This is a genomic window from Bacillus nitratireducens, from assembly GCF_001884135.1.
Classification (GTDB): Bacteria; Bacillota; Bacilli; order Bacillales; family Bacillaceae_G; genus Bacillus_A; species Bacillus_A nitratireducens.
This window is the reverse complement of the sequence record NZ_MAOC01000008.1, coordinates 29,463-53,168: the sequence shown is the minus strand read 5'-3', so window position 1 is coordinate 53,168 and position 23,706 is coordinate 29,463. Positions and strand designations below refer to the sequence as shown.

Annotated in this window: 26 protein-coding genes; 19 read left to right on the top strand and 7 right to left on the bottom strand. The window is 35.5% G+C overall.

Translation table 11 applies throughout. From position 1 onward, the window contains the following. Window position 1: 1 nt before the first annotated feature. The 4 genes from spoVAE (at window position 2) to BAU23_RS03300 (ending at window position 3,286) form a co-directional block, all read left to right on the top strand. A complete protein-coding gene (gene spoVAE / locus BAU23_RS03315; protein WP_000345912.1) occupies window positions 2-352 on the top strand; it encodes a stage V sporulation protein AE in 351 nt (116 codons plus the stop codon). A 5-nt stretch (window positions 353-357) separates the two neighbouring features. Then, window positions 358-927 (top strand): stage V sporulation protein SpoVABEA, encoded by a 570-nt coding sequence (spoVAEA, locus tag BAU23_RS03310; protein ID WP_001254419.1) that lies wholly within the window; start codon window positions 358-360, stop codon window positions 925-927. Next, window positions 914-2,386, top strand: coding sequence for a spore germination protein SpoVAF (spoVAF, locus tag BAU23_RS03305; protein WP_016130216.1), 1,473 nt, complete (start codon window positions 914-916; stop codon window positions 2,384-2,386). Before spoVAEA ends, spoVAF begins: the two co-directional genes overlap by 14 nt. 96 nt (window positions 2,387-2,482) lie before the next feature. Next, on the top strand, window positions 2,483-3,286 hold the full coding sequence (locus BAU23_RS03300) for a Cof-type HAD-IIB family hydrolase (RefSeq protein ID WP_002077110.1): 804 nt from the start codon (window positions 2,483-2,485) through the stop codon (window positions 3,284-3,286). A gap of 30 nt (window positions 3,287-3,316) precedes the next feature. On the opposite strand, the gene BAU23_RS03295 is transcribed toward BAU23_RS03300, so the two are convergent. Next, window positions 3,317-4,183: a DUF1002 domain-containing protein gene (locus BAU23_RS03295; RefSeq protein WP_000850501.1), complete on the bottom strand. Its 867-nt coding sequence runs from the start codon at window positions 4,181-4,183 to the stop codon at window positions 3,317-3,319. A gap of 187 nt (window positions 4,184-4,370) precedes the next feature. Between BAU23_RS03295 and BAU23_RS03290 the strand changes: the two genes are divergently transcribed. Together BAU23_RS03290 and ribT are read left to right on the top strand one after the other, a co-directional pair. Then, window positions 4,371-4,808 carry a peptidylprolyl isomerase gene (locus BAU23_RS03290; protein WP_000853785.1) on the top strand — a complete coding sequence of 146 codons (438 nt, stop codon included), beginning with the start codon at window positions 4,371-4,373 and terminating at the stop codon, window positions 4,806-4,808. 485 nt (window positions 4,809-5,293) lie between these two features. Next, complete coding sequence (gene ribT, locus BAU23_RS03285) at window positions 5,294-5,662, top strand: GNAT family N-acetyltransferase RibT (RefSeq protein WP_000908403.1); 369 nt, start codon at window positions 5,294-5,296, stop codon at window positions 5,660-5,662. A gap of 20 nt (window positions 5,663-5,682) precedes the next feature. Here the strand turns inward: ribT and BAU23_RS03280 are convergent, their stop codons facing one another. Next, window positions 5,683-6,201 carry a DUF309 domain-containing protein gene (locus BAU23_RS03280; protein WP_000283579.1) on the bottom strand — a complete coding sequence of 173 codons (519 nt, stop codon included), beginning with the start codon at window positions 6,199-6,201 and terminating at the stop codon, window positions 5,683-5,685. Window positions 6,202-6,300: 99 nt separating this feature from the next. Then, entirely contained in the window at window positions 6,301-6,396 is a 96-nt protein-coding gene (locus BAU23_RS03275) for a YjcZ family sporulation protein (protein ID WP_000510193.1), read from the bottom strand. A gap of 169 nt (window positions 6,397-6,565) precedes the next feature. On the opposite strand from BAU23_RS03275, the gene scpA reads away from it, so the two are divergent. The 6 genes from scpA (at window position 6,566) to phnF (ending at window position 11,825) form a co-directional block, all read left to right on the top strand. Continuing rightward, window positions 6,566-7,309 carry a segregation/condensation protein A gene (scpA, locus tag BAU23_RS03270; protein WP_001199766.1) on the top strand — a complete coding sequence of 248 codons (744 nt, stop codon included), beginning with the start codon at window positions 6,566-6,568 and terminating at the stop codon, window positions 7,307-7,309. A 158-nt stretch (window positions 7,310-7,467) separates the two neighbouring features. Further along, a complete protein-coding gene (gene scpB, locus BAU23_RS03260; RefSeq protein ID WP_000375161.1) occupies window positions 7,468-8,040 on the top strand; it encodes an SMC-Scp complex subunit ScpB in 573 nt (190 codons plus the stop codon). Window positions 8,041-8,118: 78 nt separating this feature from the next. After that, the gene (locus BAU23_RS03255; protein WP_001215093.1) at window positions 8,119-9,021 is read left to right on the top strand and encodes a ComEC/Rec2 family competence protein; all 903 of its coding nucleotides are present in this window, start codon (window positions 8,119-8,121) and stop codon (window positions 9,019-9,021) included. Between the two features lie 207 nt (window positions 9,022-9,228). Next, window positions 9,229-10,371: an N-acetylglucosamine-6-phosphate deacetylase gene (gene nagA, locus BAU23_RS03250; protein WP_071733540.1), complete on the top strand. Its 1,143-nt coding sequence runs from the start codon at window positions 9,229-9,231 to the stop codon at window positions 10,369-10,371. A gap of 4 nt (window positions 10,372-10,375) precedes the next feature. Then, window positions 10,376-11,164 carry a glucosamine-6-phosphate deaminase gene (nagB, locus tag BAU23_RS03245; protein ID WP_001024198.1) on the top strand — a complete coding sequence of 263 codons (789 nt, stop codon included), beginning with the start codon at window positions 10,376-10,378 and terminating at the stop codon, window positions 11,162-11,164. After that, window positions 11,094-11,825, top strand: coding sequence for a phosphonate metabolism transcriptional regulator PhnF (phnF, locus tag BAU23_RS03240; RefSeq protein WP_071733495.1), 732 nt, complete (start codon window positions 11,094-11,096; stop codon window positions 11,823-11,825). The genes nagB and phnF overlap by 71 nt, the downstream gene beginning before the upstream one ends. Window positions 11,826-11,898: 73 nt before the next feature. Here the strand turns inward: phnF and BAU23_RS03235 are convergent, their stop codons facing one another. After that, window positions 11,899-12,705, bottom strand: coding sequence for a Cof-type HAD-IIB family hydrolase (locus tag BAU23_RS03235; protein ID WP_000594218.1), 807 nt, complete (start codon window positions 12,703-12,705; stop codon window positions 11,899-11,901). A 165-nt stretch (window positions 12,706-12,870) separates the two neighbouring features. Between BAU23_RS03235 and glcT the strand changes: the two genes are divergently transcribed. The 4 genes from glcT (at window position 12,871) to ptsP (ending at window position 18,233) form a co-directional block, all read left to right on the top strand. Next, window positions 12,871-13,719: a glucose PTS transporter transcription antiterminator GlcT gene (gene glcT / locus BAU23_RS03230; protein ID WP_000073853.1), complete on the top strand. Its 849-nt coding sequence runs from the start codon at window positions 12,871-12,873 to the stop codon at window positions 13,717-13,719. Window positions 13,720-14,059: 340 nt separating this feature from the next. Continuing rightward, on the top strand, window positions 14,060-16,123 hold the full coding sequence (gene ptsG, locus BAU23_RS03225) for a PTS glucose transporter subunit IIABC (protein ID WP_000473209.1): 2,064 nt from the start codon (window positions 14,060-14,062) through the stop codon (window positions 16,121-16,123). 134 nt (window positions 16,124-16,257) lie between these two features. Beyond that, complete coding sequence (gene ptsH / locus BAU23_RS03220) at window positions 16,258-16,521, top strand: phosphocarrier protein HPr (protein WP_000411079.1); 264 nt, start codon at window positions 16,258-16,260, stop codon at window positions 16,519-16,521. After that, entirely contained in the window at window positions 16,521-18,233 is a 1,713-nt protein-coding gene (ptsP, locus tag BAU23_RS03215; RefSeq protein WP_000174203.1) for a phosphoenolpyruvate--protein phosphotransferase, read from the top strand. Before ptsH ends, ptsP begins: the two co-directional genes overlap by 1 nt. Before the next feature lie 96 nt (window positions 18,234-18,329). Here ptsP and BAU23_RS03210 read toward each other — a convergent pair whose 3' ends face one another. From BAU23_RS03210 to BAU23_RS03200, 3 genes are all read right to left on the bottom strand, one after another. Further along, entirely contained in the window at window positions 18,330-18,704 is a 375-nt protein-coding gene (locus BAU23_RS03210; RefSeq protein WP_016130214.1) for a DUF3915 domain-containing protein, read from the bottom strand. Window positions 18,705-18,901: 197 nt separating this feature from the next. Continuing rightward, the gene (locus BAU23_RS03205) at window positions 18,902-19,120 is read right to left on the bottom strand and encodes a hypothetical protein (protein WP_000100491.1); all 219 of its coding nucleotides are present in this window, start codon (window positions 19,118-19,120) and stop codon (window positions 18,902-18,904) included. A 235-nt stretch (window positions 19,121-19,355) separates the two neighbouring features. After that, complete coding sequence (locus BAU23_RS03200; protein ID WP_000183653.1) at window positions 19,356-19,973, bottom strand: nitroreductase family protein; 618 nt, start codon at window positions 19,971-19,973, stop codon at window positions 19,356-19,358. 331 nt (window positions 19,974-20,304) lie between these two features. Here BAU23_RS03200 and BAU23_RS03195 point away from each other — a divergent pair, with 331 nt between their 5' ends. The 3 genes from BAU23_RS03195 (at window position 20,305) to BAU23_RS03185 (ending at window position 23,702) form a co-directional block, all read left to right on the top strand. Further along, window positions 20,305-21,597, top strand: a complete 1,293-nt coding sequence (locus BAU23_RS03195) for a GGDEF domain-containing protein (RefSeq protein ID WP_001023179.1) — start codon at window positions 20,305-20,307, stop codon at window positions 21,595-21,597. Window positions 21,598-21,688: 91 nt separating this feature from the next. Continuing rightward, window positions 21,689-22,819 carry a serine hydrolase domain-containing protein gene (locus BAU23_RS03190; RefSeq protein WP_016130213.1) on the top strand — a complete coding sequence of 377 codons (1,131 nt, stop codon included), beginning with the start codon at window positions 21,689-21,691 and terminating at the stop codon, window positions 22,817-22,819. Window positions 22,820-22,823: 4 nt separating this feature from the next. Continuing rightward, window positions 22,824-23,702 carry an NAD(P)-dependent oxidoreductase gene (locus BAU23_RS03185; RefSeq protein ID WP_000428551.1) on the top strand — a complete coding sequence of 293 codons (879 nt, stop codon included), beginning with the start codon at window positions 22,824-22,826 and terminating at the stop codon, window positions 23,700-23,702. The last annotated feature ends 4 nt before the right edge of the window (window positions 23,703-23,706 follow it).

Genomic DNA, 23,706 nt, shown 5'->3' with positions numbered 1-23,706 from the left:
TGTGGATTTTATATATGCATTTCTTGTAGGAGGAGCTATTTGTGTCATTGGACAAGTGTTGCTAGATTTTGCAAAGTTAACACCAGCACATTTAATGGCAACTTTTGTAGTCGTCGGAGCTATTTTAGACGGATTCGGATTGTATGATAAGCTTATAAAATTTGCAGGTGCTGGGGCAACGGTCCCTATTACAAGTTTTGGACATTCACTATTGCACGGGGCAATGCATGCGGCAGAAAAACATGGATATTTAGGAATTGGAATTGGTATGTTTAGCTTAACGTCTGCGGGGATTTCAGCGGCGATATTATTTTCATTTTTTGTTGCACTTATATGTAAACCGAAAGGATAAATCAAATGAGACGAAGGGTTGTTTTGGTCACAGATGGAGATGAATATGCAAAGCGGACAATTGAGCTGTTGACAAAGGAATTTGGGGGAAGGTGTATTTCAGCATCGCAAAGTAATCCGACCAAATTGACAGGGAAGAAAGTTGTTGAGCTTATTATGCAAACGCCATATGACCCTGTATTTGTCATGTTTGATGACAGCGGATTTATAGGAGAAGGGTCTGGTGAAAAGGCGTTAAAGTATGTCGCAACACATAAACAAGTTGATGTACTTGGTATTTTAGCAGTAGCGTCGAATACACATCATTGGGAATGGGCGCGTGTAGATGTAAGTGTAGATCGGAATGGGAATTTGACAGAATACGGTGTTGATAAATTTGGACTTCCAGATGGTGAAATTGGGAGGATTAGTGGGGATACGATTTATTGTTTAGATGATCTGAATGTTCCAGTCATTGTGGGGGTCGGTGATATTGGCAAAATGTGTGGAAATGATGAATGGGAGAGAGGATCACCTATTACTAGAAAAGCGATTCAATTAATTTTGGAAAGGAGTGGGTTTTATGACGAAGCCTAAAAAAGTGAATATCCCGATTTCATCTTTTTTAAGTGATAATGAAAATTACTTAAAGCAAACAGTTGGATTGGGTGTCACATACGATGTTGGTATTCGTAAATTTCAAATTTTAAATAAAGAAATTGGTGTGTTATTTGTAAATGGGCTTTGTGATACGAATTATATTATCCCTATTTTAGAAGAAGCAGTGGATACAAATGAAATAAGGGATGTAGAAGAAGATACTGTAAAGCTTTTAGAGAATCGTTTAATTCACCAACAAGTAAGTAAAGTAAAAACGATGGATGAGGTAATGCTCCAAGTATTATCGGGACTTATTGTTATATTTGTAGAAGGTGAAACAGAAGCGTTCGCAATTGATGTTCGTAGTTATCCGGGGCGGACACCGACAGAACCAGATACAGAAAAGGTAGTACGTGGTGCAAGGGATGGATTTGTTGAAAATATCGTTGTAAATACAGCGTTAATTCGTAGAAGGATACGCGACCCGCGTCTTCGAAATGAAATGGTTCGAGTAGGGGATAGATCGCAAACGGATATTTGTATTACATATGTACAAGATGTTGCAAATCCAGATTTAGTGAAAATTATAAAACAAGAATTAAAAAATATTGAAGTAGATGGGATTACGATGGCGGATAAAACGGTAGAAGAATTTGTAGTCAAACAAGGTTATAATCCATTCCCGCTTATTCGATACACAGAAAGACCAGATGTAGCAGCAAATCATCTGTTAGAAGGACATGTGTTAGTACTTGTTGATACATCACCAAGTGCCATGATCACTCCAACAACATATTTCCACCATTTACAGCATGCAGAAGAGTTTAGACAAAATCCAGCTGTAGGTACATTTTTACGTTGGGTACGTTTTTTAGGTGTTATATTTTCGCTGTTCTTGTTGCCGTTTTGGTTAGTTTTTGTATTTGATCCAACTCTTTTACCGGAAAAGCTTGCTTTTATTGGACCGAACAAGATGACGCATTTACCGATTTTATTACAAATTTTGATGGCGGAAGTCGGACTCGAATTTTTAAGGATGGCTGCCATTCATACGCCGACATCACTGTCGTCGGCAGCAGGATTAATTTCAGCTATATTAATTGGTCAAATTGCAATTGATGTAGGTTTATTTGTACCAGAAGTTATTTTGTATGTAGCGGTTTCTATGATTGGATCATTTGCAACTCCGAGTTATGAGCTTGGACTTGGAAATAAGATCGGCAAATTATTTGTCATTATTTTAACCGGCATCTTTCATGAGATGGGATTTGTAATCGGGATGACGATGTTGATTTTATTTTTAGCGTCTATAAAAAGCTTACAAACACCGTATTTATGGCCGTTTTTACCGTTTGATTGGGGCGCGTTAACGAAAATTTTACTCCGTCCAACTATGTCTAGTTTAAAAGTGCGTCCTAGTATTGTACGACCTCAAAATGTAAGAAGACAAAAATAAACGGGATTATGCTCCCGTTTATTTTTTTATTGAAAATTTATTTTTTTTTAACAAAAACCAAACATTTTTTGTGTACACTTAGAGTAGGTATTGTGTATGAAAGGGGAAGAGGACATGATTAAATTATTTGTAAGTGATTTAGATGACACGCTCGTTTACAATGTGAATGATATGCAAAAAGAAGATGAACGTGCACTTTGTTGGCTAGCTGAAAAAGGGACAAATATTTGTTTTGCCTCTGGCCGCTTTACTCACCGAATTGATGAAGTCGTAAAAAGGTTTTCATTCCCGTATTACACAACTGGTTTAAATGGGGCGACAATGTTACTGCCGGACGGTAAAATATTTTATGAATCAAGTTTTGAAGATAGTGTTGCCCAGGAAATATATCGATATATACATAACAAGGGACTAGCAGATATTGTTTGTGCAAATGAGCAGCGATATACAAAAAGAAAGAATGAAAATCATCATACTTTTGAAGAGTATATGGGGGTACATATTGCTGAAATAGAAGCGTTAGAAGAAGAATTTGGTAAGACTGTACATCCAGCGAAATTATTTGTATTTGGAGAAGAAGAGAAAATTGTAGCATTAGATCAAGAGTTACGAGATACATTTCACAGCGAAGCGGAAGTTTTTATATCAGGTAAACGCTATGTTGATATTATGCCAAGGGGTGTAAGTAAGGGGAGTGCTTTAAGGCGACTAATGGAACATTTAAAAATTGAAGCAAATGAGGTTGCCTGCATTGGAGATTCTTTTAATGACATTTCAATGTTTGAAGTAACCCCGCACTCATTTACTCTTCATCATGCTCATCCATATGTGAAGGAGAAAGCAAATCATGTTGTTCGTTCGGTTGAAGAAGCGGTTATGAAATTACCGTTACTTGTATAAAAAAGAAGCTCGTCATTGACGAGCTTCTTTTTACTTGAATAAAGATTTAACAAAATCAATGATACTAGAGAAGAAATCTTTAACTTTATCTAGGAAACTTTGCCCTTCTTCAGACCCTAAAAAGGCAGAAACGTGTTCTTTTGCTTTATTTAACTGACTGCCAACTTGATTCCAATCGATATTAAGATTTTTCATTTTATCAAATAACGCTACTAAGTTATCCAACTGTTCATCCGTTAATGTAATGCCGAGCTGATCAGCAATTTTTTTAATTAATGAACGTAAATCTTCCGTCGTTTTTGGCTGCTCTTTTGCAATCTCTTCTTTAATTTTTGCAACAAGTTGAACTGCTTTTTCCTCACCAATTTTATCGCCGAGCTGGGCCGTTTGCACCATTTCTTCATTGGCTACTTTTTTTACTTCCTCAGGAATTGCTTTGTTCGATGTTGTTTCATAGGCCTTCATTAAACCTGTTAAAGCAGCAGTTCCTGAGACTTTAAATGGTGCAGTAATTTGAATCTCTGCATCTTTCACGCCTGCTGTAATAAGTGCGTTTGTGTACATCGCATCTGTTATCGAATTAATGTTTTTTGAACGTACAATGAGACCAGATCCTGGCTTTGTGTATGTAATCATAGAAGAGGAAATTGCTCTCGTACCAATTTGTGCTTTTGGAACAATTCCTTCTAGAAATTTATGTTCTTCCGCATTAGATACAGTAATAATTTGTGCATCTTTTGGTGCTTTCATTTCTTTCAAAAGATCTTGTTTCTGTTGTTCAGATAAGTTTTCTCCTAGTGTAACAATTGATTCTCCCTCAATGATGTCTGCAAATGAAGCTGTTGGCATAATAAATACGGCTACAGCTAATAGCAGAGCTAGTAATTTCGTTTTCACGAAAAATCGCTCCCTTTCTCTTTCTAAAATTTTCGGGCAACACAGTTATTATAGTATATTTTTCTTATTTGTCACCTAGCTTCTTCCACATTTCAAAAAAGAAGTATGTAGATTGTCGGATTCTTTTTGTTTCTCGTCATGAATATGGTAATATAGTGCTGAGATAGTTGAAAGGAGACATATACGTATGAAAACTTTAGGATACATATTAATGGAAAATGGTGAAAAAATCGATTTAGAATTTTTCCCAGAAGAGGCACCGAAAACAGTAGAAAACTTTAAAAAATTAGCAGAGCAAGGATTTTATGATGGTGTGACATTCCACCGCGTTATTCCTGGCTTCGTAAGCCAAGGTGGAGACCCAACAGGCACAGGAGCAGGTGGCCCAGGTTACTCTATCCCATGTGAAACTGATGGAAATCCTCATAGACATCTTGTTGGCTCACTTTCTATGGCACATGCTGGCCGTAACACAGGTGGTAGCCAATTCTTTGTTGTTCATGAGCCACAACCGCATTTAGATGGCGTACATACTGTATTCGGTAAAGCAACAAGCGGTATTGAAACAGTATTAAACATGCGTCAAGGCGATGTAATGAAAGAAGTTAAAGTTTGGGAAGAATAAGTTACGAGAAAAAGAGAGCGATTTTGCTCTCTTTTTTTATTTCGTATAAACAGTAATTGGTATATATTTCGAAATATATGGTGCAAATAGGACGGCTACTAACGTTAAAATATATTGTTCATGAGAACACAATTTTAACAAAATACATAGAATGGAGTACCAATTATATGTTTCAATAAATGGATTTCTCTTAACATATTGTTTTTAATAGAACTATTTCGTTCAAAAGTAATTAATAATTAAAATGTGATGAGCAAGGGGATTCTCCTTTTAGTTTCTAAACAGTATTGTCTCTATTCTGAGCGGTATAATAGAAAAAATAGCTTGGAAACATATATTTGACTTTCTTCTTAACGCTTTGTATGATTATCAAGTTGTTTCAGCCTCTTCTCACTCTGGTAAAAATATTGTAGAATGAATGTGATATGAAAAGAGTGACTGAGGGGATAAATAGTTTGTAACTTTTGTAAGAAGGGATAAGGGTTATGTTAATTCGTTTTAAAAAAAGTTATGAAAAAATTGCAATGGGGCTTCTTTCATTTATGCCAACTGAAAAAGATGTGAAAACATTACAATTGACAATGAAAGAGTATGAGGCGAAAGAAGATTGGCAATTGTATTTGTGGAAACAAAATGAAGATTTTGTTGGGATAATGGGGATTATAAAAAAAGAAGATCAGGTATTGGAAATTCAGCATTTGAGCGTGAATCCGTCTCACCGTCATATGGGTATTGGGACGAAGATGGTTCAAGAGCTTAAGAGTAAATTTCTTGAGTTTACAATTTGCGGAAATGAGCAAACAGCAAGTTTTTGCAAAAAGTGTAAAGAGCTTGAACAAAATATACATTCATGAAAGCAGGGATAAGTAGTTTATTATCTCTGCTTTCTTTTTTGTAGTTGTTCGTGTCGTTCAGAAATGACTTCTGTTCGATCACGCAATGTGTGCTTATTTATGATGTATTCATCAGGAACGACGTTCGCATCTTTCCAAGAGAGGTTTTGTTTCTTACATAACTGTATGCATTGTTTTTCTAACGATACGTCTAATAATGGTAAAAATAACGGGGCGAAAGTTTCCTTTTTGTGGATAGATTGTAATCTTTCATTTAATAAAAATATAAGTTGTTTATGATCTATTCCGAATTGATGTAATTGCGCGCTGTTCTTTTCTAAAATTGTTATTGCGCTTTTTATCATCTTCTCTGCACCATTCCAATTGGATCGTCTATGATGGTATGAGGAAACAGCAATTTGAATGAGACCGACTAAGTAATTGTCACGTTCTCCTCTAGGCTTTAATTTCCAATACTCTTCTAGTATTTCATGACATTCAAAATAATCATAGTCTCCGTGAAAATGAATTAAAAATTGTATGTACTCGGTAGGATACATTTTTTTCGCTCCTGTCTAACGGTTATATGTACAGTGTATCATAGAAATATTAACAATAAGCGACTAGGGAAATATCCCTAGTCGCTTTATTGCTTCATATTAGCAGAAGCAAGCTGCTCCTACAATGATTAGTAAAATGAACAGTACAACAATTAATGCGAATCCACCGCTAAAACCGCAATCAACGTGACCCATAGTTTTTTGACCTCCTACATTGTTCTTACTACATTGTTATCATATGAAGCGGTGGGCATTATGACATGGGCATAGGTCTATTTTTAATTAAATTTCTTAAAAAGGTTGGATAGAACATGAGTATGCTCTATACTTATGTTGTTATAGAAAAAATGTGGTGGGATGCTTTGTGCAGTATAATTTTAAAGTAGAGGCTTTTGAAGGGCCTTTAGATCTATTGTTACACTTAATACATCGTTACGAAATTGATATATATAATATTCCTGTAGCGGAAATTACAGAGCAATATCTATCTTATGTCCATACGATGAAAGAACTACAATTAGATGTTGCCAGTGAGTATTTAGTAATGGCTGCAACGTTATTACAAATTAAAAGTAAAATGTTGTTACCGAAACAAGAAGAAGATGTACCTGATAACGGTGAAGACTTTATAGATGATCCTCGTCAAGAATTGATGGAGAGATTAATTGAATATAAGAAATATAAGCAAGTTGCTACTGAGTTAAAAGAAAGAGAACAAGAAAGAGCACAGCTATATACACGTCCGCCAATTGATTTTACATCATTTCAACAAGAAGAGGAGACAAGTTTACCTCTTGATGTTACGTTATATGATATGTTAGCGGCATTTCAAAAGCTAATGCGCCGTAAAAAAGCAAAGAAACCCGTAACAACGCGAATTACTCGCCAAGAAATACCAATTGAACAGCGAATGACTGATATTCTACAACAGTTAGAAGTAAAAGGCGGTCGTCAAAGCTTTTATGATTTGTTTGCTGATGAAGAACGTGAAATAATGGTTGTAACATTTTTAGCAGTTCTTGAGCTGATGAAAAATCAACAAATCATAATTGAACAAGAACATAATTTTGATGAAATTTTCGTATCAAGCTCTAGTAAATCCGTATAGAGCCAGCATGTGAAGATGGGATAGAAATATTTTATCTCAAGTTAGGTTTTAATGTATCGTTTGGAACGAGAGAAGAAATATTGAACCGAACGCATTTACTGTGATTCGGTTTTTTTATGTGTATTTTTATAGAAAAATAGGAGGAAGGAGTTCGTAAAATGGATAGAAAAGAACAAAAAGCGATTATTGAAGGGCTTTTATTTGTTGCAGGTGACGAAGGGATTTATCCGGAACAGATAGCTAAAGTTCTGGAAGTTGAAGTGGAAGAAGTAATAAACAGTATAGAGGAAATGCAAAAAGAATGTGAAGGATCGAATCGCGGTCTGCAAATTGTCCAATATGCAAAAGTGTATCGTTTTGCAACAAAGAAAGAACATGCGGCATACTATCAAAAGTTAATAGATACCCCAACAACGGCTTCACTGTCTCAAGCAGCTCTTGAAACGTTGGCAATCGTTGCGTACCGTCAACCGATTACAAGGACAGAAATGGAAGAGATTCGAGGAGTGAAAACAGATAAGGCATTACAAACGTTAGTTTCACACTTACTTATAAAAGAAATGGGAAGAGCAGAAGGACCGGGGCGTCCTATCTTATACGGAACGACGAAAGAGTTTTTAGATACGTTTGGATTGAAAACGTTAGATGATTTACCACCTCTTTCGGAAGAAAATGAACAAATGAATGAAGCAGATTTATTCTTCGGTTCTTTACAGGAATTATCAAAATAAAAGCTTAGCATTTTGCTAAGCTTTTTTTGTATATCAATTACAGAGCGTGCCATACTAAATGAAAAAAGGAGACGAGTTATGAGAGGTGTACGGAATATTCTATTGTTGGTTTCTGTTTTATTATGTTTTTCGTTAAACAGCGCATCGGCTAAAAGATATATGATGTCTATTCATACTGCGTCTTCTATACATATGCAGCGGCAACATTTTGGTAAAATGAAAGTGAGTTTTTTAAAAGTTGGACAAGGTGATGCGACACTTATTACATTGCCAAATGGTCAAACGATGTTAATAGACGGGGGTCCCTATGAAGCGGGAGAGGTCATTATTCAAAAACTAATTGAAAAAAGAATTAATCATTTAGATGTAATTGTAAGTACTCATCCGGATATGGACCATATAGGAGGACTTATTCCAATTGTAGAGCAAATGCCAGTTTCCCTCGTATTAGATAGCGGGAAAACATATAGTTCATTTACTTATCATACGTATCGAAATAACATTAAAAAAAGGGGCATTCCTTTCATTTCAGTGAAGGAGGGACAATACATACCGCTAGATCCACATGTTTCTATACAAGTATTGAACAATGGGAAATCGAAAGACGAGAATAACGAGTCTTCAATTGTATTAAAGATTCGATATGGTAAAGCGGACTTTTTATTAATGGGTGATGCTGATATACGGACAGAAAATGAAATATTAAAGCAATTTGATGTACATGCAGATATATTAAAAGTAGGGCATCATGGCTCGTATACTTCAACGAGTGAAACATTCTTAAAAAAAGTAGACCCACAATTCGCTATTCTTTCGTACGGGAGTAGAAATCCATATGGACATCCTCATCAAAGTGTTGTAAGACGATTAAAACAGCGTGGTATAATGATATACGGAACAAACAAGCGTACAGTAGAAATAGAAACAGACGGTGAACATATTACTATGGGGTCGAGTGGTCTTATGCCACTACTTAAGTAATTAATTATATAAGAGGGTATTTTCCATTTTGGAAAAAATGAATAACATATATTATAATGAAAAAGAAATAAATTTCCTTTTTTCTGCTGAATGAAGAGGAAATTTCATTAGAATGTATAGACAACTACTCGTGTGTATATTAAGATGGAATTAGGCGAATAAGGTAATAATAACAAGTAGGTATTTCATGGGAAAGGATCGATGAAAATGAAAACGCAAGTTGTCATCAATGCCAAAATTTATACAGGTACAGAAGTAGTGGAAAACGGATTTGTTCGTTACGCAGAAACAATTAAAGAAATTGGTTTGATGGCTCAATATGTATCACAAGAAAATGAAACTGTGTTAGATGCGGCAGGAAAGATTGTGATTCCAGGTATGATTGATGTTCATATTCATGGTGGATACGATATTGATGCGATGGATGCAAATAGCGATGGATTAGTAACTCTTGGTAAAGAAATGTTAAAAGAAGGAGTTACAACTTACTTCCCAACAACAATGACACAAGCTCCAGAAGCGATTGAAGCGGCGCTAAGTGCTGCGAAGGAAGCGAAAGATAAGGGAGCACATTTCGAATATATTCACTTAGAAGGACCATATGTTTCAAAAAAACGTGCGGGTGCACAACCACTTGAACATATTGTTCCTGCGAGTATCGAGCAATTTAAACAATGGCAAGCAGCAAGCGGAAATCTAATTAAATTAGTAACATATGCACCAGAAGAAGAAGGTGCGTTAGAGTTTGAGCAGTATCTTGCTGAAACAGGTGTTGTTGGCACAATGGGGCATACAGATGCGATTGATGCACAACTGAAAAATAGAAAAATTACACATGCAACACATTTATACAATCAAATGCGTGGATTACATCACCGTGAACCAGGAGTTGTTGGTCATGTGTTATTAAATCCAGATGTAATGGTTGAAGTAATTACAGATGGTATTCACATTCACCCTGATATGGTGAAATTAGCATATAAATTAAAAGGACCGAAAAAAGTAAGTGTCATTACAGATGCAATGCGTGCAAAAGGTCTTGAAGATGGATTATATGAGCTTGGCGGACAGCCAGTACATGTAAAAGATGGCAGTGCCCGATTAGAAGATGGAACGTTAGCTGGTAGTATTTTGAAAATGGATCAAGCTTTCCGAAATGTAATTGAATTTACAGGATGTTCAATCGAGGATGCAGTACTCATGACATCGGTTAACCAAGCAGAAGAGTTTGGATTAGATAATAAAGGTGCGTTAGCGGCAGGTAAAGATGCAGACTTTGTTGTTATGACTGAAGAATTACATGTATATGATACGGTTCGTTTAGGAATTCATATGAAGGAAGGGAAGTAATTAGATGAATATTCTTGTTGTAAAAACTCCAGAAGAATTAGCAGAAGCAGGTTTCAAGTTAATTGAAGAGGTTGTAAAATCAAAAGAAAATCCAACATTAGGAATGGCTACAGGAAGCTCTCCATTAGGTATTTATGCAGAAATGCGAAAAAATAAACTTGATACAAGTCATACAACCACTGTAAACTTAGATGAGTACGTAAATTTACCACACGAAGATAAAAACAGCTATCACTATTTCATGCAAGAACAGTTGTTTGATCATCTTCCATTTAAACAAACTTATGTACCAAACGGGATGGCAAGTGATTTAGAGGAAGAGTGCAAGCGTTACGAGAGCATTCTAGCTACTAACCCAGTTGACCTACAGATTCTTGGAATCGGTGAAAACGGTCACATCGGATTTAATGAGCCAGGAACACCATTTAATTCTCCAACTAACATTGTAGAATTAACAGAATCTACGCGCCAAGCAAACCTTCGCTTCTTTGAAAGAGAAGAAGATGTACCGACTCATGCGATTACAATGGGAATTGGAAGTATTATGAAAGCAAAACAAATTCTACTTGTTGCTATGGGATCTAAAAAGGCAGAAGCTGTTAAGGAATTATTGCAAGGAGAATATAGTGAGGCGTGTCCTGCTACAGTTTTACAACGTCATCCGAATGTAACCGTAATCGCAGATCCAGAAGCTCTATCTTTATGCAGTGAGGCGATTGCTGATGAACATCGACAAGTATTCACCATTTCCGATCTATTATCAGATTCAAGAGTGGGTGAAACAGCTAATTGAGGACGGCGAATGGAAGCCGGGAGATAAAATTCCATCTGAGAATGAACTTTGTGATAAGTTCGAAGTAAGTCGTATGACAATCAGACAGGCGATTAATAACTTAGTGGAACAAGGTTATTTATACCGGAAACGTGGGATTGGAACGTTCGTCCAACTTCCGAAAGTGGAGCAAAAGTTGCAAGGAATGACGGGATTTACAGAAGATATGATTTCTCGTGGTATGAAACCGAGCAGCCAGTTATTAAGTTTCCGCCTAGTTCCAGCTACTGCTAAAATAGCAGACCGGCTGAAAATACAAGAGGGGGAGTCGGTTTATGAAGTGAGGCGTACTCGCTTAGCTGATGACGAACCGATTGCATTTGAGACGACATATTTGTCGCCAACTCTTGTGAAAGATATTAACGAAGAAATATTGCAACAATCTTTATATGAACATTTAGAGAAAAAACTGGGCTTTAAGCTTGTTCGCGCTACTCAATCAATTGAAGCTTCAATTGCAACGGATAATGAAGCTGAACATCTGCATATTCCTAAAAAGGCGCCTGTACTTGTAATGCGTCAATGGTCATATTCAGAAGGTGAGTTACCGTTAGAGTATGTGAAATGTATTTATCGTGGTGACCGTTATAAGTTTATTACGAACATCGCACGTAACAAGTAATATATTTCAGTTTGTGAAGTACAGTGAGCTTTGATGTTTTCAACATGTAAAGAAATAAAAATACGACTCATCCTTATAAGGAGTGAGTCGTATTTTTATTATGAGCAATTACGTGGTTAACAGCATCTTTAACCGTATTTACTACATAGTGAGCGTGCTCTTTTACTGCGTCATCTGCTTGAGACATAGCAAAACTGTGAGGAGTTAAAGAGAACATTGGAATATCATTATAAGAATCCCCTATGCAAGCAATTTCCTCTGGTTGTATTTGAAATTCTTTTAATAAAATAGAAATAGCAGAACCTTTACTAATATTAGGTGGCATTACATCTAAACATTGTTCTGCTGAAATGAAGGTGCTAACTTTACCGTGAAATTTTTCATCAATTTTGTTCTGAAGGAGTTGTAAGCTTTCCTTCGTTCCACCGACAGAAATTTTATTTGGAAAAATTGTATCATCAATTTTCTGTAATAGATTAGGTTCTTCAACAGAAGTCATCGTTACTTGTTGTTCAAGTTCATGAATAAACGGTGTTTTTTCTTCAATGTAGTAGTTATGTTCATCACTTACATAACGGAAATAAGGGTCTTCATTTGTCATAGCTAACAAATCTGGAAGAATGCTGGAATCGAAAGTTGCAGATAATAGCTGCTTATTTTCATGTGTATATACAAAAACACCATTTACACTAATGCGATGGAAATTTGTATTAACTGCTCTCATTAAGTCTGCAATTTCATTATCAAGTCTTCCAGAAGCAAAACAAAGAATTACATTTTGTTCAGCTAAGCTGCGTAAAGCGATAACATCTTTTTCGTCGATAAAACCTCCGTGTTGCATCATCGTTCCATCAATATCACTTACAAACATTTTAATCATGTTGCAATCTCCTTTCTATGTACAGTTGCCCTTACATTATACGCATCATATACAAACATGTCTAAAAAATGAATTTTTATTAAATGGTAGATGTTTTATATTGACGAAAAAGAAGAATGTTCTGTAACATAAAAGCAGGCTATTTAAGTACGAGGGTGGTGTTATATGAGTAATTATCTAGAAATTAAAAAAGTTTTAAATAATAATGTCATCATTGCTAGCCATCCTGAACACGAGGAAGTAGTAGTGATCGGTAAAGGAATTGGATTTGGAAAAAAGGCTGAAGATGTGTTGGAGCAAGAACAAATTGAGAAAATGTTTGTTTTAAAAAATGAACGTGATCGAGAACAATACAAACTTTTAGTACCACATGTGAGTGAAAAGCTAATTGAATTGATGAATGATATTATGTTATATATTCAAGAAAAAGCGGAGTCTCCATTAAATGAACATATTCATATCGCTTTAACAGATCATATTTCTTTTGCAATTAAAAGGCTGAAACAAGGACTTACAATAGATAATCCTTTTTTAGTTGAAACGAAAATGCTATATCCAGAGGAATATAAAATTGCTGAAGGCGTTGTGCAACTTTTAAATTCTCGTTTGCAAATTACATTGCCAGAAGGGGAAGTTGGCTTTATCGCACTTCACATTTACAGCTCGCTTACAAACTCTGATTTATCTTCTGTTAATCAAAATTCTCGTCTTATTGCACAACTTGTGTCTTTAATTGAGACAAGCCTACAAATTACATTAGACCAAGAAAGCATTCATTATTTACGCCTTATTCGCCATTTACAATATGCTATTGAGCGGGTGAAAAAAGGAGAAAAAGTAGAAGAAGCACAGAGTTTTGCTGATTTATTAAAGTTGGAATATCCAGTTTGTTATAATTTGGCGTGGAAACTAGTCAAAGTAATGCAGAAAGAATTACAACTTCCTGTTTATGAAGCGGAGAGTATTTATTTAACGATGCATTTACAACGATTAGTGAAAGCAGAACATGTGTAAAAAGACATATATTTTTGTCTAAAATGAAAACGTTAAAAAAAATGATTGAATCGCTTACAATAGTTATGTATAATAACTATTGCAAAGTTATACAAAATTCGACAAACACATTAAGGTGAATAACGAAAACGTTTGCCTTAATTATAGTGAACTTATACGTAATCCTATTTTTGACACGTGTTACTGATTCGATCAGGCATGAGTGGAGAAAAGTTGGGAATGTAAGCTAAATAAAGGGACATACTACCCTTTGTATAGCTATCGTTCTATCTTTTTTTTCCTCATGCCTTTTTGGCGTTTGTCGAAAAGTATCAATATAGATAAGAGAGGAAGGGTTTCCATGTTTAAGAAGATCTTTGGTGTTCTTCAAAAAGTCGGAAAAGCGCTTATGCTTCCAGTAGCGATTTTACCGGCAGCAGGTATTTTACTTGGATTTGGTAATGCATTTCAAAATCCACAGCTAACAAATGTTATTCCTGCTTTAAAAGCAGATTGGTTCGTAATGGTTGCAAAAATTATGGAACAATCGGGTGATATTATTTTCGCTAACCTTGCATTATTATTCGCAGTTGGGGTAGCAATCGGTTTAGCTGGTGGAGACGGAGTAGCTGGTTTAGCAGCATTCGTCGGCTACTTAATTATGAACAAAACGATGAGTGTGTTCTTAGAAGTAGATAAGCTAGTGAAAGTAACAAGTTCTGGAACAGATCCAGTGAAAATTGGATTTGCAGATCCAGCATATGCAAACGTATTAGGAATTCCAACGCTACAAACAGGAGTATTTGGTGGTATTATCGTCGGGATAGTAGCTGCATATTGCTACAATAAATACTTCAATATTGAATTACCATCATACTTAGGTTTCTTTGCAGGTAAGCGTTTCGTACCGATCGCAACTGCAACATTCTCTTTAGTAGTAGGTATTATCATGTGCTTCGTTTGGCCATACATTCAAGGTGGCTTAAATACGTTCTCACATCAAATGATTGATGCAAATAGAACGTTAGCAGCATTTATATTCGGTTTAATCGAACGTTCATTAATTCCATTTGGATTACATCATATTTTCTATTCACCGTTCTGGTTCGAATTCGGTCAGTATACAAATGCAGCTGGCGAATTAATCCGTGGTGACCAAAAAATCTTTATGGCACAGTTAAAAGACGGCGTAGAATTAACAGCTGGTACATTTACAACTGGTAAGTATCCGTTCATGATGTTCGGTCTTCCAGCAGCAGCTTTAGCAATGTACCATGAAGCACGTCCAGAAAATAAAAAATTAGCAGCTGGTATTTTAGGGTCTGCTGCATTAACATCTTTCTTAACAGGTATTACAGAACCGCTTGAATTTTCATTCTTATTCGTAGCACCAGTATTATTCGGAATTCATGCAGTATTCGCTGGTCTATCATTTATGACAATGCAAATTTTAGGTGTTAAAATTGGTATGACATTCTCTGGTGGTTTAATTGACTTCATATTATTCGGTGTACTACCAGGTCGTACGGCATGGTGGTGGGTAATTATTGTTGGTCTTGTACTAGCAGTGATTTACTACTTCGGATTCCGTTTCGCAATCCGTAAATGGAACTTAAAAACACCTGGTCGTGAAGTAGCAAATGCTAATGACGGCGCAGGAAAAACAGAAGCAGGTGAACTTCCACGTGAAGTATTAGTAGCACTTGGTGGTAAAGAAAACATCGCTTCTTTAGATGCTTGTATTACTCGTTTACGTGTACAAGTTAACGAACAAAAGAATGTAAATAAAGACCGCTTAAAAGAGCTTGGAGCAGCTGGTGTACTTGAAGTTGGAAATAACATTCAAGCTATTTTCGGACCGAAATCTGACACATTAAAATCACAAATTCATGATATTATGTCAGGTCGTACACCTCATGTTGAAAAAGAAGAGCCTGTAAAAGTGGAAGAAACTCCTCAACAAGTTGATGAAAATGAAACAATCGTTTCACCAATTGAAGGGAAAATCTTACCGATTACAGAAGTACCTGACCAAGTATTTTCAGGGAAAATGATGGGAGATGGATTTGCGATTGAGCCAACAGAAGGAACAGTAGTTTCTCCAGTTAATGGTGAGATTGTAAATGTATTCCCTACAAAACATGCGATTGGTATTCAGTCTGAAGGTGGAAAAGAAATTTTAATCCACTTTGGTATTGATACTGTAAAATTAAATGGTGAAGGCTTTGAAGCGCTTGTAGCACAAGGTGATAAAGTGAAGCAAGGACAACCATTATTAAAAGTAGATCTTGCATTTGTAAAAGAAAATGCACCATCTATTATTACACCAATCGTCTTTACGAATTTACAACAAGGGCAACAAGTCGAATTGAAAAAAGATGGAAATGTTAAAAAGGGCGAAAACGCTATTATTGACATTCAATAGGAATTTGACGCAAAATGTTTATAATTATAATAGGCGATGTGGTTGACCGAACATCGCCTATTATATACAATAGATGATGTAGTACTCACGTCTATACAACTAAAAAAAACGTAATTTAAAGGAGATAAATTATCATGGAAAAAATCTTTAAAGTAACTAGCGATTCAGGAATTCATGCTCGTCCAGCAACTCTACTTGTAAACACTGCAAGCAAATTTGGTTCTGACATTAACTTAGAGTATAACGGAAAAAACGTTAACTTAAAATCAATCATGGGTGTTATGTCTTTAGGAATTCAACAAGGCGCGGAAATTAAGATCACTGCAAATGGTGATGATGCAGCTCAAGCACTAGCAGCTATCGAAGAAACTATGAAAAACGAAGGATTAGGAGAATAATGACTCTTAATATTCAAGGGATCGCTGCATCAAGTGGGATTGCTATTGCAAAGGCTTTCAGACTTGAGAATCCTGAATTTAACATTGAAAAGAAATCAATTACGAACGAAGCTGCAGAAATTGCACGCTTAGACGCTGCGCTTGAGAAAGCAAAATCTGAACTAGAAGCTATTAAGGACCACGCTTTTGCTGAGCTAGGTGCTGATAAAGCTGCTATCTTTGAAGCACATTTATTAGTATTAAATGATCCGGAATTAGTAAATCCAGTAAAAGATAAAGTAAATAGCGAAAAAGTAAATGCTGAATTTGCAATGGATGAAGTTGCATCAATGTTTATTTCTATGTTTGAAAACATGGATAACGAATACATGAAAGAACGTGCTGCGGATATTCGCGACGTAACAAAACGCGTTCTTGCACATTTACTAGGAATTAACTTCTCAAATCCTGGTACAATTTCTGAAGAAGTAATCATTATTGCTGAAGATTTAACACCATCTGATACAGCTCAGTTAAACCGTAAGTATGCAAAAGGTTTCACAACTGATATCGGTGGACGTACATCTCACTCTGCAATTATGGCTCGTTCTATGGAAATTCCAGCTGTTGTTGGTACGAAAGTTGTTATGGAGAAAATCCAAAACGGCGATATCGTAATCATTGACGGTTTAGATGGAGAAGTAATTGTAAATCCATCAGAAGAAACTCTTCGTTCGTTTGAAGAAAAGAAAGCGAAATTTGAAGAGCAAAAAGCTGTATGGGCAAAATTAAAAGACCAAGCTACTGTAACAAGCGATGGACATCACGTTGAGCTTGTTGCAAATATCGGAACACCAAATGATGTACAAGGTATTATCGATAATGGCGGAGAAGGCGTTGGTTTATACCGTACAGAATTCTTATACATGGGCCGTGACAATCTTCCAACAGAAGAAGAGCAGTTCGAAGCGTATAAAGCAGTTCTTGAAGGTGTAAAAGAAGGTCAACCTGTCGTTGTTCGTACACTTGACATCGGTGGAGATAAAGAGCTTCCATACTTACATTTACCAAAAGAAATGAACCCATTCTTAGGATACCGTGCAATTCGCTTATGTCTTGATGAGCAAGATGTGTTCCGTACACAACTTCGTGCATTACTTCGTGCTAGCGTATACGGTAACTTAAAAATTATGTTCCCAATGATTGCAACTCTTGATGAGTTCCGTCAAGCGAAAGCAATCTTATTAGAAGAGAAAGCGAAACTTGTAGAAGCGGGTACAACTGTTTCTGATTCTATTGAAGTGGGTATGATGGTTGAAATCCCAGCTTCAGCAGTATTAGCAGATCAATTCGCAAAAGAAGTTGACTTCTTCTCTATCGGAACAAATGACTTAATCCAATACACAATGGCTGCAGACCGTATGAACGAACAAGTAGCTTACTTATACCAACCGTATAACCCATCTATTTTACGTCTTGTAAAAATGGTTATCGATGCTGCTCACAAAGAGGGCAAATGGGCTGGTATGTGTGGTGAGATGGCGGGAGATTCGCTTGCTATCCCATTATTATTAGGATTAGGCTTAGATGAGTTCAGTATGAGTGCAACATCTATCCTTCCTGCAAGAACACAACTAAGCAAGTTGTCAAAAGCAGAAATGGAAACATTAGCAGAAAAAGCATTAACAATGTCAACTGCTGAAGAAGTTGTTGAATTAGTTAAAAGCATATAATAGTAAAAAAACCTGAGTCGATTTGAAATCGGTCTCAGGTTTTTTTTATGAGAAAAGTAAATCTTATTTTCTTACTATAGAGGATAAGGAACAGAATTAGATAGCGATTGCAACGATGTCAGTTGGGCATACACGTAAAATACCAGTAAAAGTATTGCGATTTTGATTGTTCTTATCGTCTTTATTGTTATTGTTATCTTTGTCGTTATTATTACGAGCTAAAGCAGAGAAAAGAGCAACGCCGTTAGCGAAACCTTCAAAAATTACATTGTTGAATGTTCCGTTACCTCTAATGCTTAAAAGAGAAAGCTCTGTTCCAACTGAAATGCTAGCAAGCACGTTACATACAGCTGTTTGTTGTGGTTTTACTTCTCTCTCTCTCTCTTTCTCGCGATGGTCGCGATGGTCACACTCTCTTTCACGATGATGACAGTCTCTAAAGTTATCACAGCATCCAAATGATCCAAACATAATCCTCATCACCCCCTTCACACTTATAATCTATGTAAGTTCGGCAGTCGGTGACTGGACAGATAATGGAAATTTTTCTAGGGGATTTTCTCATTTTAAATGACTAGATGGGTATTTAGTATGGAGTGATGTTTAAAATAGGGGAAATATCACAAAAAAATGTAAAGACCACCGAAATGAAATAAATTAGGCAGCCTTTACACTTTTTTACTTTTATATAAAACGATGATATATACAGGAAGAGCTAGGAGTAGTGGTGCAATGGATCGTGCAGTATGTTTTTCTGCTTCTGATTGGAATACTTCTTCTTTTGGGAATTGTAACACTGATATGTTTGCAGCATCGCCAATAAAATATAGCAGTAGTACAGTTACTATGTAACTTAAAAGTGCGATAAAGCTTCCGTATGAACTCAATGAAAATCCCTCTCTTGTTATCTATTTGTTATCATTGTATCACAATTGTAATAAAAATACACGGTTATCTTTCGATGGTTTAACAAATTTCGACACGAAACGCCATATTTATTTATGGAGATAGCATGAAAATTACGATTTCTCTATGTGTAGATGTCGAATAATACATTGTAATATTACGGATGTGTGACAGAATATAAAAAAACGAAGGTAATGAAATTACCTTCGTTTTTTATTATTTCGCCCATTCACTCACTTGTTCTACGCTCATGCGCGGTGCAGGGTGACCTTTTAAAGTGGATTCACCAATTGTAATAAGCATAATTGGTATGTAACGAGATGAAACATTGAATTCTTCCATTAATGCTTGTGGGTTGAAGCCACCAATAGCGCAAGTATCCCAACCAGTTGCTTTAGCTGCAAGCATAAGTTGCATTGCTGCTAAAGCAGCATTTGAAAAGGCAGCATCTCGTGGGTATTGCTCACGAGTATATGCAGATTCAATGTTTTTAGCTAAGCGCTCTTTTGCCTCTTCTTTCATAAATCCTTGTTCTACAATTGGACCGTAAACAGGTTCAACATTTTTATATGCTTCTAAATCACCTAAAATAGCGACTACGGCAGAAGCATCAAGAATTTGTTGTTGGTTATAAGCAATTGGATGTAATCGTTTTTGTACGTCTTCGCCTTGGAAAACAAGGAATTTCCAGTGTTGCAAGTTCCAAGCAGAAGGTGCTTGTGCAGCGGCTTTTAAAATTTCATGTAATTCTGTAGATGAAATTTCTTTTTCGGGGTTGAATGCACGTGTAGATGTGCGTTCATATAAAACGTTAAAAAAGTCATTGTTTGTCATTATATATCCTCCAAATTACATATCAACTTAATATAAAATAAATGTAATATATTCTACTTACATTTTGTAAGTTATTGAATTTAAGAATATAATAAAATTATTTTAATTGTCAAGTTTTAAGTAACGAGATGGGGCATTCATACAAACGATACAACTCTTATAATCATACACTAAAAAAGGAATTTCTAGAGTAGATAAGCGAAGATAACATTCTCAATTAGCTTGTTAATATGTATTCCTCACTAATCGGATTTTTTTGAGAACTATTTTTTATAAAATGATTGTGAGGAATTCAGTAGAACAAGATATATGAAGTGAGTGAAGACTAGTGATGAACATACTACATTTTTTATTAGAGAATACTGTTTTCCAAAATGTATTACAAGATCTTCAGTTGAATGTCCTTTATATAGAAGATGGATGTACACATCAACAAACGATAGAAAACGTCCATCCAAAATGTATGTTTATAGCGAATAGTTTTGAAGAAGGAGAAATGTTGTTTCATAGAACTAAACCGCATATTGTAATTATGTATGTAACAGATTTTGCTCAAATAAAATATATAAAGAATATATATAATTCACAGAGCACATTCATTATCATTTGGGATCAACAGATAAACAATGAGTTTGCAGATTTACTATTGTTAGGAATACGCAATATTGTTATAGCACCAGTAACCCCACAAGTAGTACTAGAGGAAGTGAATAAGAGTTTATATCAGCTTTCTTTAGTGCGACAAGTAAGTTTACAACAGGAATTGCTTCAAACGATGTTTGATTTTCAAAATGATTTATTATTTATAGTAGAAGATGATGAGATTGTTGATTGTAATACAAATTTTTTAGAGTTTTTCGGATATGATAATTTATTTACCTATCGTGAACAACATTTAGTATTTGCAGAACATCTTATAAGAGAGACCGGATATTATTCGACGACTCACGATGTAACATGGCTGGATGATACTTTATCAAATGGAAGAAGAATTAAGATGCACAATTATGAAGGGGAAGCCTCTACCTTTTTATTACGTGCGACACCATTACCAGAAGACTTATCACGATTTATAGTAAAATGCACAGAGATTACAGAATTAGATGAAATCTATCAAGAGCAAGAAAGACTGGCTATGATAGATTCATTGACAGAAATATATAATCGTTTGAAATTCCAACAAATATTGGAGACAGAGTGGGAGAATGTAATACGTAATGATGAAAAAATAGCACTTATTTTGTTTGATATAGATAATTTTAAATCAGTAAATGACACATATGGTCATGATTTTGGCGATTTAGCATTAGTACAACTTGCAGATCTTATGAAATCTAAAGTTGAACATCAACATATATTTGCAAGGTGGGGGGGAGAAGAATTTATAATATTAGTGACGGATACGGTAGAGAAAGAAGCGTTTCAAGTTGCGGAATCGTTACGATTTTTCATTGAAACAAAGCAGTTCTCTGGAATTTCGAAATTAACAGCGAGTTTTGGAGTTGCGTTATATGAGCAAGGAATTACTAAAGAGGAATTAATGCAAAGAGCGGATATTGCATTATATGAAGCAAAAAAAAATGGGAAAAATCAAGTATGTATATATAGAAAGGAAAAAATGTGATTTTTCGCAACAAATTGTTGCGATTTTTTTTTATTGCCTGATAATAGAATATGGGGGACCATTCTTCACGAAGTAATTATGGAGGAACAATATGAAAAAAAAAATAATAATTATGGCTTCACTGTCTGCTGTAGTTTGCGGCGGAGTATACTATTTTCTCTATAGTCCCGATCTAAAGGAACAAGCAGTATTAACAACAAAGGTAACTCCCGCTATTGAGTCAGAGGTACAGGATAATATAGAAGAAGTACAAAAAATTGATTATGCTAGTATATCTCAAAAGTTAGATCAATATTTAGTAGGAAAGCAATTTAATGGGACAGTTTTGGTGACAGATAAAGAACATGTTATATTGAATAAAGGATATGGATATGCTGATGTTCAAAATAAAGTAGAAAATACACCTCAAACAAAATATCGTATCGGTTCTATTACGAAAACAGTTGTTGCTACGTCCATTTTACAGTTACAAGAACAAGGGAAGTTAAATATCCAAGATAATGTAAATAAATACATTCCTTCATTTCCAGCAGATAAAAATATCACGTTATATCATTTATTAACACATACCTCTGGTTTACCGGAAAATGGGAAAGGAAAGGTCAATGTAGCTTCACGTATAAATTTAGTAACTTGGATTGGAAGTCAAAAATTAGAGTTTCCACCAGGAACAGGTTGGAAGTATACGGATTATAATTATATGGTGCTCGCTTATATTATAGAAAATATAACGAAAAAGCCTTTAGGAGACTATATAAAAGAAAATATATTTACAAAGGCCGAGATGCATGAATCAGGTATGGGAAATATGGTGCCTGGAGATAAAACCTTCACGAAGGGTTATGTGAAGAAAGATCAAGAGCTTGTGCCAGCACAAAAATTAGGGATGGACTGGTTATATGGAACGGGTGAGATGTATACGACAGTAGGGGATATGAAAAAATTAGATGAAGCGATTATAAATGGAAAGCTTCTTTCTGAACAAAGTATACAAGCGATGTTTACACCTTCACAAGAAAGAAAATATGCATTTAGCTTTTACATATATCCAGATTATTTCCATAACCATGGTGTACTATCTGGTTGGAATACGTTTAATAATTTCAATAAAGAAAAAGGCACGTTTGTTATTTTATTCTCAAATGTGAAGAATAGTTTGGATGATGATTTTAATAAGGAATTTCGAAAGATGGTAAATGATTTATTAGAACAAAGGGGATGAGAAGATGGAAAATAAAAATTTATCAATAGGTTTCATTGGTATTGGTGTGATGGGAAAAAGTATGGTTAACCATTTAATGCAAAGTGGTTATAAAGTATATGTGTATAATAGAACGAAAGAAAAAGCAGATTCTTTAGTGCAAGATGGTGCAACTTGGTGTCATACACCGAAAGAGTTAGTGAAGCAAGTTGATGTTGTAATGACTATGGTTGGATATCCACATGATGTAGAAGAAGTGTACTTTGGGATAGATGGAATTTTGGAGAATGCAAATGAAGACACGATAGCAATTGATTTTACGACATCTACACCAACATTGGCAAAACGTATTAATGAAGCTGGAAAAAGTAAGAGTGTATATACGCTAGATGCGCCTGTATCTGGAGGAGACGTTGGTGCGAAAGAAGCAAGACTCGCAATTATGGTCGGTGGCGAGAAAGAAATATATGAAAAATGTTTACCGTTATTTGAAAAGCTAGGAACAAATATTCAGTTGCAAGGACCAGCTGGAAGTGGACAACATACAAAAATGTGCAATCAAATTGCGATTGCTTCTAATATGATTGGAGTATGTGAGGCTGTTGCTTATGCGAAAAAAGCTGGACTTAATGCAGATAAAGTATTAGAGAGTATTTCAACGGGGGCAGCAGGTAGCTGGTCATTGAGTAATTTAGCACCTCGAATGTTAAAGGGAGATTTTGAACCAGGGTTTTATGTAAAGCATTTTATGAAAGATATGAAGATTGCTTTAGATGAAGCTGAAAAACTACAATTACCAGTACCGGGTTTAACCTTAGCGAAGGAATTGTATGAAGAACTAATCGCAGATGGAGAAGAGAATAGCGGAACACAAGTATTATACAAAAATTATATAAGGGGGTAAATGA

Bases quoted from the DNA above. Each gene is read 5' to 3' on its own strand.
- spoVAEA (WP_001254419.1), top strand. From the start codon at position 358: ATGAGACGAAGGGTTGTTTTGGTCACAGATGGAGATGAATATGCAAAG.
- spoVAF (WP_016130216.1), top strand. From the start codon at position 914: ATGACGAAGCCTAAAAAAGTGAATATCCCGATTTCATCTTTTTTAAGT.
- BAU23_RS03300 (WP_002077110.1), top strand. From the start codon at position 2,483: ATGAAAGGGGAAGAGGACATGATTAAATTATTTGTAAGTGATTTAGAT.
- BAU23_RS03290 (WP_000853785.1), top strand. From the start codon at position 4,371: ATGAAAACTTTAGGATACATATTAATGGAAAATGGTGAAAAAATCGAT.
- ribT (WP_000908403.1), top strand. From the start codon at position 5,294: ATGTTAATTCGTTTTAAAAAAAGTTATGAAAAAATTGCAATGGGGCTT.
- BAU23_RS03280 (WP_000283579.1), bottom strand. From the start codon at position 6,201: ATGTATCCTACCGAGTACATACAATTTTTAATTCATTTTCACGGAGAC.
- BAU23_RS03275 (WP_000510193.1), bottom strand. From the start codon at position 6,396: ATGGGTCACGTTGATTGCGGTTTTAGCGGTGGATTCGCATTAATTGTT.
- scpB (WP_000375161.1), top strand. From the start codon at position 7,468: ATGGATAGAAAAGAACAAAAAGCGATTATTGAAGGGCTTTTATTTGTT.
- BAU23_RS03255 (WP_001215093.1), top strand. From the start codon at position 8,119: ATGAGAGGTGTACGGAATATTCTATTGTTGGTTTCTGTTTTATTATGT.
- nagA (WP_071733540.1), top strand. From the start codon at position 9,229: ATGAAAACGCAAGTTGTCATCAATGCCAAAATTTATACAGGTACAGAA.
- nagB (WP_001024198.1), top strand. From the start codon at position 10,376: ATGAATATTCTTGTTGTAAAAACTCCAGAAGAATTAGCAGAAGCAGGT.
- phnF (WP_071733495.1), top strand. From the start codon at position 11,094: ATGAACATCGACAAGTATTCACCATTTCCGATCTATTATCAGATTCAA.
- BAU23_RS03235 (WP_000594218.1), bottom strand. From the start codon at position 12,705: ATGATTAAAATGTTTGTAAGTGATATTGATGGAACGATGATGCAACAC.
- glcT (WP_000073853.1), top strand. From the start codon at position 12,871: ATGAGTAATTATCTAGAAATTAAAAAAGTTTTAAATAATAATGTCATC.
- ptsG (WP_000473209.1), top strand. From the start codon at position 14,060: ATGTTTAAGAAGATCTTTGGTGTTCTTCAAAAAGTCGGAAAAGCGCTT.
- ptsH (WP_000411079.1), top strand. From the start codon at position 16,258: ATGGAAAAAATCTTTAAAGTAACTAGCGATTCAGGAATTCATGCTCGT.
- ptsP (WP_000174203.1), top strand. From the start codon at position 16,521: ATGACTCTTAATATTCAAGGGATCGCTGCATCAAGTGGGATTGCTATT.
- BAU23_RS03210 (WP_016130214.1), bottom strand. From the start codon at position 18,704: ATGTTTGGATCATTTGGATGCTGTGATAACTTTAGAGACTGTCATCAT.
- BAU23_RS03200 (WP_000183653.1), bottom strand. From the start codon at position 19,973: ATGACAAACAATGACTTTTTTAACGTTTTATATGAACGCACATCTACA.
- BAU23_RS03195 (WP_001023179.1), top strand. From the start codon at position 20,305: ATGAACATACTACATTTTTTATTAGAGAATACTGTTTTCCAAAATGTA.
- BAU23_RS03190 (WP_016130213.1), top strand. From the start codon at position 21,689: ATGAAAAAAAAAATAATAATTATGGCTTCACTGTCTGCTGTAGTTTGC.
- BAU23_RS03185 (WP_000428551.1), top strand. From the start codon at position 22,824: ATGGAAAATAAAAATTTATCAATAGGTTTCATTGGTATTGGTGTGATG.